17 protein-coding genes are annotated in these 18038 nt (G+C 58.1%); 8 read left to right on the top strand and 9 right to left on the bottom strand.

Translation table 11 applies throughout. The annotated features are described in order from the left end of the window. The first annotated feature begins 168 nt into the window (after positions 1-168). Positions 169-969, top strand: a complete 801-nt coding sequence (locus M0Q23_09040; protein MCK9528765.1) for a 1-acyl-sn-glycerol-3-phosphate acyltransferase — start codon at positions 169-171, stop codon at positions 967-969. Next, positions 966-1637, top strand: coding sequence for a 4'-phosphopantetheinyl transferase superfamily protein (locus tag M0Q23_09035; GenBank protein ID MCK9528764.1), 672 nt, complete (start codon positions 966-968; stop codon positions 1635-1637). Before M0Q23_09040 ends, M0Q23_09035 begins: the two co-directional genes overlap by 4 nt. On the opposite strand, the gene M0Q23_09030 is transcribed toward M0Q23_09035, so the two are convergent. The 6 genes from M0Q23_09030 to M0Q23_09005 all read right to left on the bottom strand — a co-directional run bounded on the left by M0Q23_09030 (position 1634) and on the right by M0Q23_09005 (position 9664). Next, positions 1634-2512, bottom strand: coding sequence for a ribonuclease D (locus tag M0Q23_09030; GenBank protein MCK9528763.1), 879 nt, complete (start codon positions 2510-2512; stop codon positions 1634-1636). The two genes, M0Q23_09035 and M0Q23_09030, sit on opposite strands and share 4 nt — an antisense overlap. 1 nt (position 2513) lies before the next feature. Further along, a complete protein-coding gene (locus M0Q23_09025; GenBank protein MCK9528762.1) occupies positions 2514-3896 on the bottom strand; it encodes a sodium:solute symporter family protein in 1383 nt (460 codons plus the stop codon). 43 nt (positions 3897-3939) lie between these two features. Further along, the gene (locus M0Q23_09020; GenBank protein MCK9528761.1) at positions 3940-5112 is read right to left on the bottom strand and encodes a geranylgeranyl reductase family protein; all 1173 of its coding nucleotides are present in this window, start codon (positions 5110-5112) and stop codon (positions 3940-3942) included. 381 nt (positions 5113-5493) lie between these two features. Then, on the bottom strand, positions 5494-7632 hold the full coding sequence (gene glgP, locus M0Q23_09015) for an alpha-glucan family phosphorylase (protein ID MCK9528760.1): 2139 nt from the start codon (positions 7630-7632) through the stop codon (positions 5494-5496). Continuing rightward, complete coding sequence (locus tag M0Q23_09010) at positions 7629-8456, bottom strand: hypothetical protein (protein MCK9528759.1); 828 nt, start codon at positions 8454-8456, stop codon at positions 7629-7631. Before M0Q23_09010 ends, glgP begins: the two co-directional genes overlap by 4 nt. 41 nt (positions 8457-8497) lie before the next feature. Then, the gene (locus tag M0Q23_09005) at positions 8498-9664 is read right to left on the bottom strand and encodes a TRAM domain-containing protein (GenBank protein MCK9528758.1); all 1167 of its coding nucleotides are present in this window, start codon (positions 9662-9664) and stop codon (positions 8498-8500) included. Positions 9665-9982: 318 nt separating this feature from the next. On the opposite strand from M0Q23_09005, the gene M0Q23_09000 reads away from it, so the two are divergent. The 4 genes from M0Q23_09000 (at position 9983) to sfsA (ending at position 14012) form a co-directional block, all read left to right on the top strand. After that, the gene (locus tag M0Q23_09000; GenBank protein ID MCK9528757.1) at positions 9983-11152 is read left to right on the top strand and encodes a TraB/GumN family protein; all 1170 of its coding nucleotides are present in this window, start codon (positions 9983-9985) and stop codon (positions 11150-11152) included. 14 nt (positions 11153-11166) lie between these two features. Beyond that, entirely contained in the window at positions 11167-12015 is an 849-nt protein-coding gene (locus tag M0Q23_08995; GenBank protein ID MCK9528756.1) for a rhomboid family intramembrane serine protease, read from the top strand. Between the two features lie 152 nt (positions 12016-12167). Then, positions 12168-12575, top strand: a complete 408-nt coding sequence (locus M0Q23_08990) for a DUF3568 domain-containing protein (GenBank protein ID MCK9528755.1) — start codon at positions 12168-12170, stop codon at positions 12573-12575. A 249-nt stretch (positions 12576-12824) separates the two neighbouring features. Continuing rightward, positions 12825-14012 (top strand): DNA/RNA nuclease SfsA, encoded by a 1188-nt coding sequence (gene sfsA / locus M0Q23_08985; GenBank protein ID MCK9528754.1) that lies wholly within the window; start codon positions 12825-12827, stop codon positions 14010-14012. A 14-nt stretch (positions 14013-14026) separates the two neighbouring features. On the opposite strand, the gene M0Q23_08980 is transcribed toward sfsA, so the two are convergent. Further along, positions 14027-14521 (bottom strand): GNAT family N-acetyltransferase, encoded by a 495-nt coding sequence (locus M0Q23_08980; GenBank protein MCK9528753.1) that lies wholly within the window; start codon positions 14519-14521, stop codon positions 14027-14029. 103 nt (positions 14522-14624) lie between these two features. Further along, positions 14625-14924: a hypothetical protein gene (locus M0Q23_08975; protein ID MCK9528752.1), complete on the bottom strand. Its 300-nt coding sequence runs from the start codon at positions 14922-14924 to the stop codon at positions 14625-14627. A gap of 368 nt (positions 14925-15292) precedes the next feature. On the opposite strand from M0Q23_08975, the gene M0Q23_08970 reads away from it, so the two are divergent. After that, the gene (locus M0Q23_08970; GenBank protein MCK9528751.1) at positions 15293-16768 is read left to right on the top strand and encodes an FAD-dependent thymidylate synthase; all 1476 of its coding nucleotides are present in this window, start codon (positions 15293-15295) and stop codon (positions 16766-16768) included. Positions 16769-16804: 36 nt separating this feature from the next. Next, entirely contained in the window at positions 16805-17311 is a 507-nt protein-coding gene (locus M0Q23_08965) for a zinc ribbon domain-containing protein (GenBank protein ID MCK9528750.1), read from the top strand. Between the two features lie 279 nt (positions 17312-17590). On the opposite strand, the gene M0Q23_08960 is transcribed toward M0Q23_08965, so the two are convergent. Then, the gene (locus tag M0Q23_08960) at positions 17591-17770 is read right to left on the bottom strand and encodes a hypothetical protein (protein ID MCK9528749.1); all 180 of its coding nucleotides are present in this window, start codon (positions 17768-17770) and stop codon (positions 17591-17593) included. Between the last annotated feature and the right edge of the window lie 268 nt (positions 17771-18038).

Raw genomic sequence — 18038 nt, 5'->3', positions numbered from 1 at the left:
GAGAAGTCTCAAAGATCCCTCGCTTTGCTCGGGACATGGATGTCTCGTCGCGATGCTCCTCGAAATGACAAAATGAAAGGTCTCCCGGTGAACCTGAACATCCCCTCGCGGTCTCCTTCCGATACAAGACTGCGTACCGGTCCGGGAAACAATAAGGGAATACCGGCGATGACAACGAGCACGATCAGACACAACACCCGTTCCCTGAGGCTTCAGTACGCTCTGGGACGCATGGCGGTGTTTCTCCTGGCACCCCTCGCCATTCTCGTGGTGAGGTACCTGGGCTACAGGATAGACAATCTCGGGGACTTGCGGAAATCTGTCAAAAGGGCCATGAACGAACACCGGGGCGGGTGGATTATCTGCGCCAACCACCTCACCATGATTGATTCAGTAATTGTCGCCTGGGCGCTCATGCCTCTGACCGGCTACATGATCCGCTTCCGGCATATGCCCTGGAACCTCCCTGAACGTGAGAACTTCCAGAAAAATCTTGTCCTCGCCCTGCTCTGTTACCTGACCAAGTGCATTCCCATTCACCGGGGCGGGGACCGGGATGAATTGAAACGCACCATGGAAACCTGCACCGGTCTGCTCGATGGCGGAGCAACCCTGCTTATTTTCCCCGAAGGAGGCCGCTCCCGCAGGGGTCTCGTAAACAGGCAAGCCCCGTCCTATGGTGTGGGACGCCTGGTCCGGAATAGTGCATCGACCCGTGTCCTCTGTGTCTACATACGGGGACTGGGCCAGAAAAGCTTCAGCTCCATTCCACGGTCCGGGGAAGTATTTATCGGCATGGCCGAACCCTTTCAGCCCCGTTCCGGCGAGCGTGGTCTCAGGGGACAGCGTGAAACCGCCCGTCAGATCGTGGAACAGCTCGCGCTCATGGAAGAGGACTGGTTACGGGAGGCATCGAAACGGGAGACCTGGCCCGCTGAACTGCTGTGCCGGGGGGAGGATGAATCGTGACACCGTCGCCGCTGCCGCCCTCCTCCTTCCTCGTGGGCAATGACATCGTCGATCTTAACGCACCCCACGCCGGCCACAGGCACCACGATGCGCGATTCATGAAACGGGTTTTCACGGATGAAGAAGCCCGGCGCATCTCCGCCTCCGCAGACCCCCACCGGCACCTGTGGTCTCTCTGGGCCGCCAAAGAGACCGCCTACAAGATCATGGTCAAAGTCATCCCGGACATACCGGCATGGCCCGGCCGCTACGAAACATTTCTTGCCGGGCCGATGTCGGAGCCGGGTTTTCTTGAGGGGGTGGTACGATCCCTCCGGGGATCCGTTGTAGTACGCGTTTATTCCGGGGACGGCCATGTCCATTGCATCGGGACATCGGGAAGAAAAGAATCTCTCGATGAAATCCTTCACGGGACAGGCCAGGTGCTGAGCGGTCGCGGGGGCACCGCCGCGGCGTCGGCGACGGCACGACGCCTCATTATCGAGGAACTGTCACACGAGTCCGGGATATCCTCCCGCAGGATGTGTATTGTTCGCCCCGGGGGAAGCAGGGGGCTGCTTCACCCGCTGCTGCTCATAGACGGGAAACCTTCAGCTGTCGACATCAGCATCAGCCACGACGGACTGTTTACCGCATATGCCCGGGCCGGAAGGGGCGAGGGACGCTAAAGGTCGGCAGTCACCGCCGCGAGAACCCGTATCAGGTCCTCCCCCAGTTCCTTCACCTGGTGCTTGGACAGCAGGCCCGATGAGGCCAGGGCCTCCAGGGAGCAGGGCCCCGTCCCGGCAAGAGTTACAAGATCCTGGTCGGACATGATCATGAAGCGGGCCCTGTTCGTTTTCCGCGCCCATTCAAAACGCCAGTGATAGAGGGCCTTGAGCCGCTCTCGCCCCGCCTTGTCGAGCATCTCAAAACCCCTTATCCGCTCGTGACCCCGCGGCGAAAGCTCCTTTTCCCGCCACCGTCCGGCGGCTAAATCCCTGAACGCGTTCAGGGCGTCAGCTTCCAGGCCCCGCTGTCGAAGTTTCATTCTCATGGCCTCGTAGAGGGGAATCAGACAGGCCGCGTCACAGGCGGCATAGGCAAGCTGTTTTTCCTGCAGAGGGCGGATGTCCCACCGCGACCGTTGTACCTTTTTCTCCTTCTTCACTTCCAGGCCCAGGTATTCCTTAAGCACGCCGGGGAGAGAAAGGGCTGTTCCTCCCAGGAGTATCGCCGCCCGGTGGGTATCGAATATGGAGTTGAAGACAAATCCGTAATCCCGGTGAAGAAATCGCGTGTCGTTGTCGCCCGCGTGCAGTACCTTAAGTATCTCCGGATCTTGAAAGAGACGTCCGAGGAATGAAAAATCTCCGGTTCCCTGAGGATCAAAAAGGTACACCATGGTACCGGTGCTCACCTGAAGAAGGCAGAGTTTTTCCCGAAAATACCGAAACGAGTCGTATTCCGTATCGACGCCGATTACGGAAACGCATCCGATCTCCTCGCGGGCCTTCTCGCAGGACCACGGTTCATCAACGAGTGTCCATGGGAGACACGTCATTTCAGGTGCTCCTTCTGCCGGCCAGCAGGCGTGTCCCGTAACTGCCCGCAAAGAGAAGAGCGGCCGAAAACGGTAGTGAAAACAGGAGGAATTCTCCACTCCCGGAAAGCTTCATGACGGCCCCGACGAAACCTCCTCCCACGATGGCAATGATCGCGCCCCCCGCGTTGAGGCCCAGTTTCTCCCGATAAAATCCAAGAACGACGGGAACGACCAGGCCTGCGGAATATACGGTATAGGCCAGGAGGAGCGACGCTATGACGCCTCCCATTTTCAGGCCGATGAAGAGGGCTGAGAGGCCCACGACCACGACACAGATTCTGGTGAGGATCAGCATCGTTCCTTCTCCCAGCTTCCGGCCACACAGTCCCCCGATGATGTCGGAGGTGATAATGGTTCCCGCCGTCAGAAGGCAGGTGTCGGCAGACGACATAATGGCGGCGAGGAGGGCCGCCATGATCAGACCGTTTAATCCTGCGGGAACAACGGCCATGATCAAAGCGGGCAGAGCGCTCTCCGAAGCAATGTCAGGCAGGTGTATCCGGGCGACCATGCCGATGAGAACCACCGTGAAGGCGATGAACACGAGCCCCAGGGCGGCCATGAACAGGGCCCTTCGGGCCGTTGCCGCGTTTCTCGCCGACAGAATTCTCGAGTAGATGTCGGGACCCACCAGATAAGCAGTTCCCACGAAGAGCAGAAAGGTGAGCAGATCCTTCCATCCGAATTCGGCGGAGAGGGGAAAGGAAAGAAACTCCCGCGGCAGGGATGTGACGAAAGATGTCCATCCCCCCACGGACGATATGCCCAGCCAGAGGCACAGAGCCAGTCCTACAGCGATGATGACCGCCTGCACCGAGTCGGTCAGCAGTATGGAATATTGCCCCCCGAGGGCGGTATATAGAATGAAAACGAGCGCCGCCAGGATTGTGAGCGCCTGAACCTGTCCGGGCCAGAGAACCGACATGATCTTGCCCGCCGCAATTATCTGGGCTGCAATAATGCCCAGCCAGGCAATGACGATTAACAGTGAAGCGGCCGTCCGCGCCGCTTTCCCCCCGTACTGGCGCTCGAGAATCTCGGGCAACGTGAAGGCTTTCGTCTTTCGGACGTGCTTCGCGAGGAATATCGCCAGAAAGGTGAGGCCCAGGACACCGACGAGAAGCCACCAGGCACCCACCAACCCCCGGGAAAAACCGAGCCCCGCAAGGCCTACCGTGCTCGATCCTCCAACGATGGTGGCGAGAAGTGACCCCGTCACCATGAAGACACTCGCCCGCCGGTCCGCCACGGTGAAGCTCGCCATGGTTCGTATTTTTTTCATGCTGACCAGACCCATCAGCAGCATGGCCGCGAAAAAAAGACCAACGATGAAAGCGTTCATGGGTTTCTTCCTTGCCGGGTCGGCATCCTCGCGCCCCGTGCCTTCACCGGTCCTGCCGGAGAAGCCGTCCCTTCAGACAGTAGAATAATGACCGATGCAGGCGGGGAAGCAGCCACCGCAGGTAATCACCATAGAGTCCCTTCAGCTCCGGAGCCTCGAGCAGCTTGCGATACAGTTCCCGGTCGCGCGACAGCAGTTCAAAAAAAAACGAGGGAAACCGGTATACCGTTTGTGCCATCCTGCGGGCGCTCGCAAAATTCCGGGCGAATTCTCTGCGGCACCGTTCTTCGTACTGGTCAAGGCCGAACCGTTCCGACAGGCCGGCGCCTCTCAGGCGGTCAGCGACGGCGTCGCCCGCCATCCGGCCGGAGATGATCGCGTATGAAATCCCCTCTCCCGTCAGAGGATCGATGAATCCCGCCGCATCCCCTGTGGCGAGGATCCTTGCCGTTGCAGGCACTCCTCCGGAGTCTCCCGTCGGCATGAGATGTCCCCTGAACCGTGTATCTTCCGGGAACCCTGCTCTCATTATAAATTGCTTCATCAGGCTCCTGGGGTCACGCAGGAAGGGGGCAAATCCCCAGAGGCCCACAGAAAAATACCCGTCATGGGGGAAAACCCAGCAGTACCCCATGCGGAACAGGTCGGCGTGAATCTCAAGAAGTCCCGGAAGCCGTTCATCGATTACCCGGTTCGGCGCTTCCACCTCGGCCACCATCGACAGGGCCACGTCCCGTCTGTCTCTCCGGCGCCCGAATAGGTTTTTCAGAGAACCCCGGGCACCTTCACCAACGATGACATAGCGGGCATCATAGGTCGACAGGCGGGTTCTGACACGGACGAAATCATCCCGCTCTTCCAAGCCAAGGACCTTTTCCCCCGTATGTACCAGGGTCCCGGCTTCGCGGGCCTTTTCCAGCAGGTAATGGTCGAAACGGCTCCTGGTCACGGTGATGGCGATGGGGTCATCACAGCGTTCTTCGATGGCCCTTCCCCTGAAACACAGGCGAAGCCCGAAGATATCCTTCTCCCGCAGGCCCTCGGGCAGCGAGAAGTCAAGAGACGAGAAGGCCCGCCTGGAAAGTGCCCCCGCACAGGGCTTGTAACGGGGGAACTCCTCTTTTTCAACAAGAAGGGTCTTCAGTCCCCGCCGGGCCGCTTTCCGTCCCGCCGACGCCCCCGCCGGACCGGCTCCCACGACTACACAATCAAACACAGGGCGATTCCTCCGATGCAGCCCCCGATCACTGGTGGGTTGAACATGTTTTCCCGGGGGCCTTGCCGGGATTGTCTATCCCCGGGGGCCTTTATTGTCAACCTAAAAAATAAAATGGTTGACAATAGGACCCGCGGGCCGCCACAGCGGTGTGCCATCATCGAAGAACCCCGGCTTTCGGGCCGGGGTTCTTTCTTGTTCGTGCCTGTCGGGCCGCGCGATCCTGCTTTGCCGGGACACTTCCACCCCCAGTCATGAAACCGGACGCCTCCGACGCGAAAGACACCGCCGCATCTTTCACGCCATAGTCGCCTCATGTCCGGCGCAGCGGAATCGCTTTTACAACGGCATCCCGGAGTTCCTTACACCCGGGTTTCCCGGTCACCTGGTTTCCGAGGACCCGGCCAGAGCCGCCGGTATGTAAAACCTCGTGACGTAGTCTTGCACCATACGGTCCGCGTTAAATCGCCAGCCGAGAGTCCACATGGCATTTTTCGTCCGGCTGATCCATGCGTGGGGGATACCGTCGACACCCTGGTCGTAGTACAGGGGGATAACCTCTTTCTCGAGTGTTTCGAAAAGATACTCGGCGTCCCGTTCATACTGCACTTCCGGGTTATCGTGCATGCCCCCGTGGCCTATGGCAAAGCCGTTGGAACCATCGTAGGCCTCATTCCACCATCCGTCGAGCACTGAGAGATTCAACACCCCGTTGAGAACCACCTTCTGTCCGCTGGTACCGCAGGCCTCCAGCGGCCGACGGGGCGTGTTCAGCCATACGTCGACTCCCTGGACCAGGTGCCGTGCCACGTTGTAATCGTAATCCTCTACAAAAACAATCCTCCGGCTGAGCCTTTCATCACGACAGCTTCGGGCTATGTGTTGGAGGACTTTTTTCCCCTCCTCATCGCGGGGATGGGCCTTTCCGGAGGAGATGATCTGTATGGGTCGCTTGGTGTCCCGCATCACCCTGAGCAGCCGCTCGAATCGGGACAGCAGAAGGCCTCCCCGTTTGTATGCCGCGAGCCTTCGGGCAACTCCGATAGTAAGGATTGTGGGATCGAGGATTCCATCGATCGCCTCGATGGTGGCCCGGTCATCCAGTCGCTCCGCCTGGGCAAGCAGGCGCCGCCGCACAAACAGGATAAGCCGCGTTTTGAGTGTCTGGTGGATCTCCCACAGTTCGCCGTCATCTATTTTAACGATTTCCTCCCAGAGCTCCGGCCGGCACATCCGGGTCGCCCAATCCGCGCCGAGGCGGGTATTGAAAAGATGGCACATCTGCGGCGAAAGCCAGGACAGGACGTGAACTCCATTGGTAATGTGGCCTATGGGAATGTCGTCCTCGGGCCGATCAGGCCAGAGTCCGCGCCACATTTTACGGCTCACGGTACCGTGAATGGCGGAAACACCGTTTGCCCGCCGGCAGCTCTTGAGGGCAAGGACGGTCATGCAGAAGAACTCCGATTCATCCTTCGGATTGACACGCCCCAGGGCCATCAAATCATGGTGAGTCAAACCCAGATCCTTCCGCAGGGTGCCCAGATGTTCTTCGATCAGCTCCGGCGGAAAACGGTCATGCCCGGCAGAGACAGGCGTATGGGTCGTAAAAACGGTGGTCAGGGCAACCCGGCGGTGGGCCCGCTGAAATGAGATGCGGTCGTAGTGCATGACACGGCGGGATTCTTCCAGGATAGCGAAGGCGCTGTGCCCCTCGTTCAAGTGCAGTACCCCGGCATGAATGCCCAGTTCCCGGAGGACACGGGCACCGCCTATGCCCAGCACCAGTTCCTGCCTGATGCGAACCCGATTGTCGCCACCATAGAGGCGGGACGTGAGGTTCCGATCCTCCTCCGAGTTTTCCTCCAGGTTGGAATCCAGGAGCAGGAGTTGAACTCTACCCACCTGAACCTTCCAGACCCGGGCATGGAGCGTGCCGCTCCCGGTTTCGATTCTGACGGTGAGAGGCAGCCCCTCACCGTTGAGGACCGCCTGCAGGGGTTTTATGCCGACGTCAAGGTTCGTGTAGTCTTCTTCCTGCCATCCGTCGGCGTTGAGACGTTGCGTGAAGTACCCCTGATTGTAGAGCAGTCCGATCCCGATGAGAGGGACTCCCAGGTCCGAGGCGCTCTTCAGATGATCACCGGCCAGAATGCCCATCCCCCCGGAATAGATGGGCAGTGATTCGTGGAGACCGAATTCCGCGGAAAAGTATACCACCGGGCGGCTGTTCAGGTTCCCGCAGTTTAATGAACCCCAGGTCCGTTCCTGTTCCATGTATTCTTTGAGCCGCCTGAAGGCGTAATTAATCCGGCTTTGCATCGCCAGGGCGGAGACTCGTTTCTCAAGCTGCTCCGGCGTTGTCTGCTTCAGGAAGGCAATGGGGTTGTGGCCGGTTTTCCGCCAGAGTTCGTGATCAATATCTATAAAAAGACTGATGAGTTCCGGATGCCAGGTCCACCAGAGATTCATGGCGATGGCGCGAAGCCGTTCATAAAGCAGGAATTTTTCATCGGTCATGACGCACCTCCTCGTGGATTGGCCAGGTTTCTGAAAACCCGGCCGTCGGGTGCGTGTTCCTGGATCTCATCTCCCTCCAGGACAACCCGGGTCAGCATAGGTGAGACAGTCTTGTTCCGTGCCGATGCAACGGCATGGTCGACAGATTCAAAGCCGCACAACTCTTCCAGCATTACAATGGTAGGAACCACCATGTGCATCCTGCCCGAGAGGTATCCTTCCAGAGCGGACCGCGGCCGTATCCACAGATGGTGGGTCACTTCATCCCCGTCGTGACGGGCCTCCTGCCCCGGCGGCAGGACGGTTACGAAGAATCGCGTGTCATAACGGATCGGGTAAAATTCGGGCGTTATCCAGTGAGAAAAAAAACAGAGCCGGTCAAGGGCAAGGGTGAGGTCCTCCTTGTCGAGGATTTCCCGCAGGGTGGTACGATCGTGTCGAAGATCGTCACGATACACCCGGAACCGTTCCCTGATTTCAGGTGTATCGAAGGCCACCAGCCCCGTCCCGCCCCGGGGCGAAGCAAGCATGAGCCCCGCTTCTTCGAAGGTTTCCCTGAGCGCCGCAATCCAGATGCCGCGGGCCCGGGCGTCATCCTTCGGGCCTTCAATAACACGGTTGAGTTCCTCCCTGTCAACGGCACTGACAAGTCGCGTCATGTGGTCCTCGCGGTCCTCGTCGTCGACGCGCCCGCCGGGAAAGACATAGGAACCGGGCACGAAGGAACTCCGGGAACTCCTGAGAACCATCAGAACTTCCATGTCGCCTCCGGCGCCGGCGCGCAGGAGAATGAGCGTCGATGCGTCTTGTGCTGGAACAGTCATGGGCATTTTCTATCGTTTTTACGGAATGGGGGTCAAGACAATTATGAGGGCCTCTCCAGAACCGCCACAGTCTCCACGTGCATCGTCCGGGGAAACATGTCCAGAGGCTGCAGGTCCTTCAGAACGAACCCATGGTCCGCAAAACGCCGCGCGTCCCGCGCCTGTGTGGCGGGATCACATGAAACATAGACAACCCGGGACGGGCCGAGCGCGGCGATGCCGTCGATGCTCCGGGGCGTGGCTCCCGTCCTGGGAGGGTCGAGGATAACCGTGCCGACCGGAGGCAGTTTCTTCAAAACTTTCTCGAGGGGACTCCGAAAAAACCTGGTACGGGAAAAACCGTGGAATTCCATGTTCCTCTCGGCGCATCGAAGCGATTCGCCGTCTACGTCGATACCGATAACCGCCTGGTCCCTTCGGGCGGCAAAAAGCGCGAAAAGACCGGACCCGCAACAACAGTCCAGGATGGTTTCCTCCCGAGATTCCCGGCACGCTTCTCCCACGAGCGTTGCCAGCCGTTCCACCAGCAGCGCGTTGGCCTGGAAAAACCCCCGGAACGGAACGATCATTTCCCGGTGGCCGACCCGCCGCGTTACATCTCCCTCCGCCTCCCAGGAGCGGTTTGACCAGAATACCATACGTGCCGGCGCCTGCTGCATGAGAGTCCGGTTTTGTCGGACACGCCTGTATTCCTCGTTTATGGAATCATCGAGTATGGCACAACGATCAACGGCGACGAGGGTTCTTCCATCAACTCCCATGAATCCGGCTGTCCGGACGCCGGAGGCGTCCCGGGCCCTGTGAAACTCCGCTTTCTGGCGATATCCGTACAGGGCGGGGGACGGTATGATCGGTTTGATCGGGGGCTGTGGAAACTTCCCGATCCTTTCGAAGGCATCCTGCACCTGACGCTCTTTGAGAGCGAGCTCATGGTCTCCCGTGACATGCTGATAGCGACAGCCCCCGCAGACACTGTACCATTCGCAGGATGGATCGATACGGAAGGAGGAAGGAACCAGGATTTTCCGTAGTTCAGCCGCGCAGTAGGACCGCTTCACCCGGACGACCTCGGCTTCAACCACATCGCCGTCAACGGTGAAGGGAACAAATACCACCATCCCGTCGACCCGGGCGATCCCGTTGCCTCCAAAGGCCACGCCCTCTATCTCCAGCGTTATCCTGTCTCCGACATTCAAAGGGGAGCTCATGAATTGATCCGTTTCCGTAATACAAGAATAGTGACGGCTTTGTAAAAGCTCCTTGAGGCACGGCACGCACATCCCGGGGAATGAAGCCTACTTTCGGGTACGCAGCAGTGGCGGAGGGAAGAGCGCGATCGGGCGTCCGGCTATGGTGCCGGAGCCATACCATCAGTGACTCTTACGAAGCCGTCGCTGTCGCAACGTATATTTATACAGGGCTCATCACGCCGAAACAAGGAAAAAGAAGCCGACACCGACGGGTCATTTCTCTTTACAAGGCTATGAAATACTGATAGCTTCGCGCAAGCAGGCAATGAGGATTTCATGACATCAGAGAATGTAACCCGCCGAACCCTCGAGGGGAAAGAAATCATAATCATCGGGACGGCCCACGTGTCCCAGGAAAGCGCGGACCTTGCAGGCAGGGTGATCGAGGAAGAACGCCCTGACACGGTCTGTGTTGAACTCTGCCAATCCCGCTATGAAGCGATCCGGCAGAAAGACACGTGGGAATCAACGGACATCGTACACATTATCAAAAAAAAACAAACGTCTCTTCTGCTCTCCCAGTTGCTGATGGCCTCGGTTCAGAAAAAACTTGCCGATAAATTCGGTATCAAGCCCGGGGAAGAAATGCTCCGGGCCATAGAAAAAGCGGAGGCGACAGGAGCGTCCCTGGTTCTTGCCGACCGCGACATCAAGACAACCCTGACCAGAACCTGGAGAAAAATCAACATCTTCAGCAAACTCAAAATCATCCTCGAAATGGTGCTGTCCTTGGTTTTCGACCCCTCTATTTCAGAGGAGGAAATTGAAGACATGAAAAAACAGGACATGCTTGAAATCGCCCTCACGTCCTTCGGAAAAAAGCTGCCCCAGGTGAAAACGATTCTTGTAGACGAACGGGACCAGTACCTCGCCCGCTCCATCACCAATGCCCGGGGGCCGAAAATCGTCGCCGTCGTGGGGGCGGGCCACGTTCCGGGGATACTCAGACATTTGGGGTACCCAATCGACATCGAACCGCTCAACGAGATACCGCCGAAAAAACCGTTGGGGAAAATCATCGCCTGGGGACTGTCGGCGCTGGTTATCGCCATCATTGTAACCGGGTTCATTCAGGGCGGTATGAAGGCGAGCATGGGCATGCTGAAATGGTGGGTGCTTATCAACGGAATTCTTGCCGGCTTCGGCGCTCTCGCCGTACTCGCCCATCCGGCCACCATAGCCGCCTCCATCATCGCCGCCCCCTTCACGTCTCTCAATCCCATGGTGGCGGCCGGGTGGGTTGCAGGTCTTACCGAGGCGGCACTGCGCAAACCCCAGGTAAAGGATTTTATCTCCCTCAGGGACGATATTACAACCATCAGGGGCTTCTGGCGCAACAAGATAGCCCGTATTCTCCTGGTCGTGGTCTTTGTCAATCTGGGAAGTTCCCTGGGAACATTTATTGCCATACCGCTCATGATGAAATACCTCGTACCGATTCCCTGAAGGAAGCGATGTCCATGGGTCCCCGTGAAAGAAAATCTCTGCTCTGTCCGAACTGCAGAAAGCTGATCAGTTCCTCTGAAGAGGTCTGTCCCTACTGCGCCACGAGGACTCCCGCGAGCATGCTCAAACGAGACTTCATCAGCTCCCTGCTGACCAACCCCTACGACATCATAAAAATTATCATTTCCGTTAACGCTGCTTTATACATACTCACACTGGTACTCGACCCGGCATCAACGGGTCTGTCGGGTAACCCTCTGGCGTTTCTCTCTCCCTCGAGTAACAGCCTTCTGTTGCTGGGAGCGACGGGAACCTACCCCATCGGCCGGTTCGGATCCTGGTGGACCTTGCTTTCAGCATGCTACCTCCACGGAGGAATACTCCATATCCTGTTCAACATGCTGGCCCTCCGTCAGATCGGCCCCCTCGTCATCCACGAGTTCGGCGTTCACAGGTTTTTTGCCATCTACACCATTACGGGAATCGTCGGCTTCTTTCTTTCATGGGTGGCCGGCGTTTCTTTCACCATAGGCGCTTCGGCAAGCGTCTGTGGACTCATCGGAGCCACGCTCTTTTATGGAAAAGCCCGAGGAGGGAGTTTCGGAACGGCTCTCTTCCGCCAGGTCCTGGGATGGCTGGTCATCATCGCCATCTTCGGTTTTATCGTACCCGGCATCAACAACTGGGCCCATGGAGGCGGCGCGGCCTCGGGTATCGTCCTGGCGTTTCTTCTGGGTTACAACGACAGAAACAGCGAAAATCACCGACATCGGTTCCTTGCCATGGGATGCGTGGGCCTGACGGTGACAATCCTTCTCTGGGCAATCCTCCGGGCGATGTATTACGCTTTTACAATCTCCTGACGTCCGGCTCCTGCCCCGCGATACCTCTCGTATTGACAGCATTCATGTCTTGACCTATAGTGAATTCCAGACCGCCCGGAATGGAGCGTGGGGCGGCATGAAATCATTGAGTTTTTGCCGGAACCGGCTTTCCGGCAGCGGGAGCGGTCGAAATGGGACGAAACAGCCTGTACACAACAACGGGACTGATGCTGGCGCTGTGCATGTTCCTCCTCAGTGGATGCACATCAGCCGTCATGATGGGAGATCGCGTCGTCGGCGTCAGGGAGGGAAAGTTTTTTTACACCGACGGAACGTTGAAAGCTGACTACAACGTTTCCTTCGAACATGCCTGGAATGCTTCTGAAAAAGCCCTCGAGGGCATGAACGCAACGATCCTGGAAACCCAGAAGAGGGTCTCTTCGGGTACCTACACGGCCCACCTGGAAGGAGAGGATGTCCGGATCGTCATCGAGTATCTGGAACCGGAGGCGACCATGATTTCCGTCCGGGTGGGACTGACGGGGAACAATCTTGCCTCGAAGCTGATCCACGACAGGATCAGGGAATCCTTCCAGTGATCCTTCGGAGAAAAGCCGAATACATTTGAAAAACCAGTTTCCGTCATTGCAATTACCGGGGAGAAATCGTGCAGGGTGACGATAGTGAAGAGAGATTTTTCGTCGCGATGCTTCCCGAAATGACACAATGCATCGGTTCCACCCGCTCCGTGGAGCGCCGGGCCACGGGGCGTGAGCGGCCTCGGCCGCGCCCTGAAGCCGGGTGGTCCACGCCCTCATGTGGTCGGCAGAACGCCGGGAAAGCATGCCGTGTCCCCTTCATCCTCCCCCCGCCTTCACCTTTTTGACCGTACGGAAGAGGGCCGCTTCATCAGCCGGAGGAACCGGTTCGTCATTGAATGCCTCGTCGGCAACGCGGTACATCCCGTTTATCTTCCCAATCCGGGACGGCTCCGTGAACTGCTTCTTCCGGGCCGCAAACTCTATCTCGCGGAAAACGCCGCCGGAGCAAAATTCACCTGGACAGCAGTTGCCGTTGAACGGGACGGACAGCCCATTCTGCTTCACACCCACATGGCAAACCGGGTTGTGGAGTGGCTCCTCCTGAAACGCGCAATCCCCGGGTTCGAGGACGCGGCTATCCTGAAACGTGAAGTGCTCGCCGGTCACAGCAGGTTCGATTTTCTGCTCCAGAAGAACGGATCGCCCTTCCTGCTGGAAGTCAAATCCTGCACGCTCTTCCAGGGAGCCGTAGCCATGTTCCCCGACGCCGTGACGGACCGGGGACGCCGACATCTTATGGAACTGGCTGAAATGGCGAGGCGGGGAACACCGGCCGGGGTTGTCGTCCTCATCCACAAGCCGGACGTCCGCTGGTTCCTGCCCGATTACCACACGGACCTCGCCTTCGCCCGGGCCATGTCGGCCACCCGAAACGCCATCAGCTTCACGGCCCTGTCCGTCGCCTGGGATACCGATCTGAGTCTGTCCCCATCAACCCTCACCAGGGCGGTTATTCCCTGGGACATGCTGGAACGGGAAGCCTGCGACGGGGGAAGCTACATCCTGATCATCCGCCTGAACAGCGATCGTCACATCGAAATCGGCGGCCTCGGGGTTCTCCTGTTCAGAAGGGGATACTACCTCTACGTGGGGTCGGCACAGACGGGAATGTCCGGACGGATCGGCCGCCATCTGAGGAAACGCAGACATGTCGACCGGCACATCGATTATCTGCGTAATGAAGCCGATGGCATCAAGGCTCTTCCCGTCAGGTCAAGCGAACACCTCGAATGCGCCCTGGTCGATAAGCTCGGCGAATTGTCGGAATGGTCGATCCCGGGCTTCGGATGCTCCGGCTGCACCTGCGAAAGTCATCTCGTCGCCGTGGAGGACGATCCCGAACGTGACGAAGATTTTATCGGCCTTCTGCAGTACTTCAGGATCGGCCGTCTTCAGGAGATGCTCGAAGGGAAAGAAATACCTCACCCAGGTTGACCTGCCTGGACCGGTCAGGGTTCAAGCAGCTTGTACATGACCAGGGCGTCCACGAAGCCAAACCGCCGATGCCGGAAGGCTTTCGGAAGCATTCCGACAACGTGGAACCCGTTCCTCTTCCAGAGGCGCAGGGCGACCTCATTTGTTGAAACGACCAGGTTGTACTGCATTGCCAGGAAGCCCTCCGACAGGGCCCTCTGTTGCGAGTCCCGGCACATCAGGGTCGCGATGCCCCGACGGCGGGCATTCTCGGAGACAATGTAACCGCAGTTGCAGACATGCCCTCCCAGGGCTGGTTGGTTCGGCTTGATATAGTACGTACCGAGGACATCCGTTTCCTCGTTCACGGCGACGTACGTGGCCAGGGGCGCCTCGACCCACACCTTCCAGGCCTCTTCCTCGGTGATATCCGGCGAACAGGGATAGGTCTCCCCGGCCCGGAACACAGGCTCGATAATACGCCAGAGGGATGTCCAATCCTTCTTGTCAAAGGGCCTGATACGAATCATTTCCGCCACCTCCCCGAACCCTTCCACTGGCGGCGACCGCCCCTCTGGGCGGCCGCTCGATGATCACGGGCTCGATCATGCAAAACCTGTCGCCAGACAGGTGCTATTCTCCGATAATGGCTTTTCTCGCTTTTTCGAAGATTTCCGCCCTGAAACCGTAGTAGCCGGGAATCGCCTGGTTGAGGAATTTGTGAACATACTGGCCGTCGTAGATCATCATGCGCTCGAAATCCGCGGCCTTGCCTGTCGGCTTCAGCTGCTTTGTGACGGCTTGGGTGAAAAACTCTTCCAGTTTTACTGCGTAATCGTCTACCAGCCTTGTACGGGCCCCCTCGTCGAGCCTGCCGATTGTTCCCTTCTCTTCCATCTCGGCTATCCAGCCAAGTACGGTCTCTTTGAACATGGCGCCCTCCCTTCTGATGATGATTTGTCCCGCCCGGCAGTGCCGGCCCTGCCGCCCGTTTCGCGTGGGGCCCGCCCATACCGGGAAACAGATTTTTTATGTCAAAGTCAGTCTCCGATTGCAAGTCACTTCATCATCGACGGACCGGATTGACGGAGCCCGCCCTACCTGCTATAAGACTGATGAACTCGCAAAAAGTTGAAAAACGTCTGATAGAGGACGGCTTTGTACAAAGCTCCTTGAGGCATGGCGCGCACATCCTGAGGAATGCGACGTACTTCGAGGTACGCCGCAGCGACGGAAGGAAGAGCACGATTGAGCCTCCGGCACTATTGTACGAAACCGTCGGGAAAGGATGTTCTTGTCGCGTGGACGTTATTCTGGCAGGAGTCAATGTAGACTGGGATGCTCTGACAGAACTGAGGGCACGTTCAGACCTGCCGGATGAGGAACTTACCCCGGAAACCATCTCGGCCGCCTATGCCCGGATCAGCAGAAATCCGCTTTCCGTTGATACATTACGCCGGCTGTCCCGCGGCGAAGTGGAGAAGGCGCGTCGGTCGAACACAACCATCGTCTTTGACATGGGTCACAGCTCTATCGCCGAGCATGCCGTATTCAACATAGACATCCTCGGTGCTTCCCGGCTGGCCGTCGAATTTATAGAAGCCTTTCGCCTTGCGTCCTACACGGAAAAGTCACAGCGTTACATTCGGCTTGACGACGATTTCGTCATCGCGGAAGAGATCAGGAGAGCCGGTCTTTCCGACATCTTCACCGACACGATACGGGCCCAGAACGCCCTGTACCGAGACCTGTACGAAGCGATTCGACACCATCTCTTTTCCTGCGAGAACGGCCTGGAGGAAAACCCGGAGCGCCGATCTCTCCTGGAGGGTTCTGCCAAGGAGGATGCCCGGTACATCCTGGCACTGGCCACGGAAAGCCAACTCGGCATGACCGTCAACGCCCGCACCCTGGAACTCATGCTGCGGCGGGCCGCGGCGCACCGGCTGGCCGAAGTCAGGGAATACGGGCGCAAACTCTATTCGGCGACCAGACCCGTTGCCCCATCGCTGATCCGGTACACGGAAGCCACTGACTTCGACAGGTACACCGCCCGCGCGCTGAGGGAGGAAGCGGACCGGATCATGGGTACGGAAGGAATCGATGAAAGAAGCGCCCGCCGCAGCGACTCCGTTGCCCTCGTGAAGGCGACGGACGAAGGCGACGAGTTGATCCTTGCATCGCTCCTTTCGCAGGCTTCGGGACGTTCGCTGGAAGAATGCCTGAACAGGACGCGGCGTTTGCCTCTCGAGGAGAAAAAAGCCCTCGTCATCGCCGCCTGCGGCTGCATGGAAGCTTACGACGCGCCCCCCCGGTCATTCGAAATGGCGGATCTCACCTTCGAAATCATCATGAGTGCTTCATGCTTCGCGCAGATGAAGCGTCACCGCATGGCCACCATCATCAACGGTGACTACGATCCCTCCCTCGGTGTGACTCTTCCGGAAACTATCCGGGAGGCGGGCATGGAAGAACCTTTCAAGGAAATGATCGACAGGACGAACCATGTCTATGACCGCATTCTGGCCGCCCTACCCGACGCCGCTCCCTACATCCTCACCAATGCTCACCGGAAACGGGTTCTCGTGAAGGTAAACATTCGCGAACTCTACCACATGGCACGGCTTCGGGAGGACAGACACTCCCAGTGGGACATCCGGAACAGGGTCGCCGCCATGGTTGCCCTGGCCAGACAGGTGATGCCCCTGTCACTCATGTTCGCCTGCGGCAAGGATGCCTTCCAGGATGTAAAGAGGCGGTGCGTGGCGCCGTCCTGAAAAGACCGATGAAACGGAGCACAGCGAGGTTCAGCGATGCCCTTATACGAATTTTACTGTGACCGGTGTGAAACCGTCTATACATTTTACTCGAAGCGGGTCAACACGGACAAGACCCCCCTCTGCCCGTCCTGTTCAACAGCGTCCCTCCGCAGACAGATGTCTGTTTTCGCTTCCATTTCAAAGCCCGGGCACAACGAGGAGACCATGACCGACGGCAGCCCGTCTGTCGATGAAGCAGCCTTGGACCGGACCATGGAACTGTTGGTCCGGGAAGCGGAGCACATCGACGGGGACGACCCGCGCGAGGCGGCAAAACTGATGAGAAAAATAGCAGAATCAACAGGAATCGGAGTGAACGATCGACTGGAGGAAGCTCTGGGCCGCCTGGAAGGCGGTGAAGATCCCGAACGGATAGACGAAGAGATGGGTGATGTTCTCAGCGACGAAAATCTCTTTTCCGCAGAGGGAAAGGCACAAAAAGGGAAGAGGAAAAAAAGCCGGAACCGGGTGGTGGATGAAACATTCTATGACCTGGAATAGCCATCTATCAGGACCGGCCGCCCCATGATCGTAAGACTGCAAAGCCCCCCTTCTTCAAAAGAAGGGGGGCTCCTTGTATCAGTCAGAGATGACGGTCCCATACAAAGTCGAAAAACATCTGGTTGAGGATGGCTTCGTAAAAAGCTCCTTGAGGCAAGGCGCGCTTTGAGGTACGTCGCAGTGACGAAGGATGAAGCGCGATCGGGCATCCGACGATCGTGCCGGAGGTCATCCCTCCGGCACCAGTGTACGAAGCCATCAGGCATAGCCCTCGAGATTTCAGTGCAGGTTCCGCTTCTGCCAGGCTTCCCAGTAAAACCGTCCAACGCTCAGGAAGAGCGCCAGCACCAGGAGCCCCAGCATGAAAGTCGGCTTGGTGTCAAAACGCTGATCGATCATCAGGCCGGCGTAAGAGAAGAGCAGGGATGCGATGACGATCACGAAACCCCAGACGCTCATCAAAAGGATGCTCCCGAATTTCCCCTGCAGTTTATGAATTTCCGCTTTGCTCCCGCGCAGTAACATGATCCCGTCCCCCTTTCGTGAGACCCGCTGTCCGGGCGGGCCTCGTTTCGTTCGCTTTATCTTCCTCGCGTCTCAGCTCACCAGAGTCTTCAGCACGTCCACGACGGGTGCCGTGAAGAGTGCCACCAGGACCGCGTACAGGGCGAAACTGCCCACGGCCTCGGTCATGTAGATCCTGGAGTATTTGTGCTTGAGCGAGGTG

It is taken from the genome of Syntrophales bacterium (assembly GCA_023228425.1).
Classification (GTDB): Bacteria; Desulfobacterota; Syntrophia; order Syntrophales; family UBA2210; genus MLS-D.
This window is presented reverse-complemented; position numbering and strand designations above follow the sequence as displayed.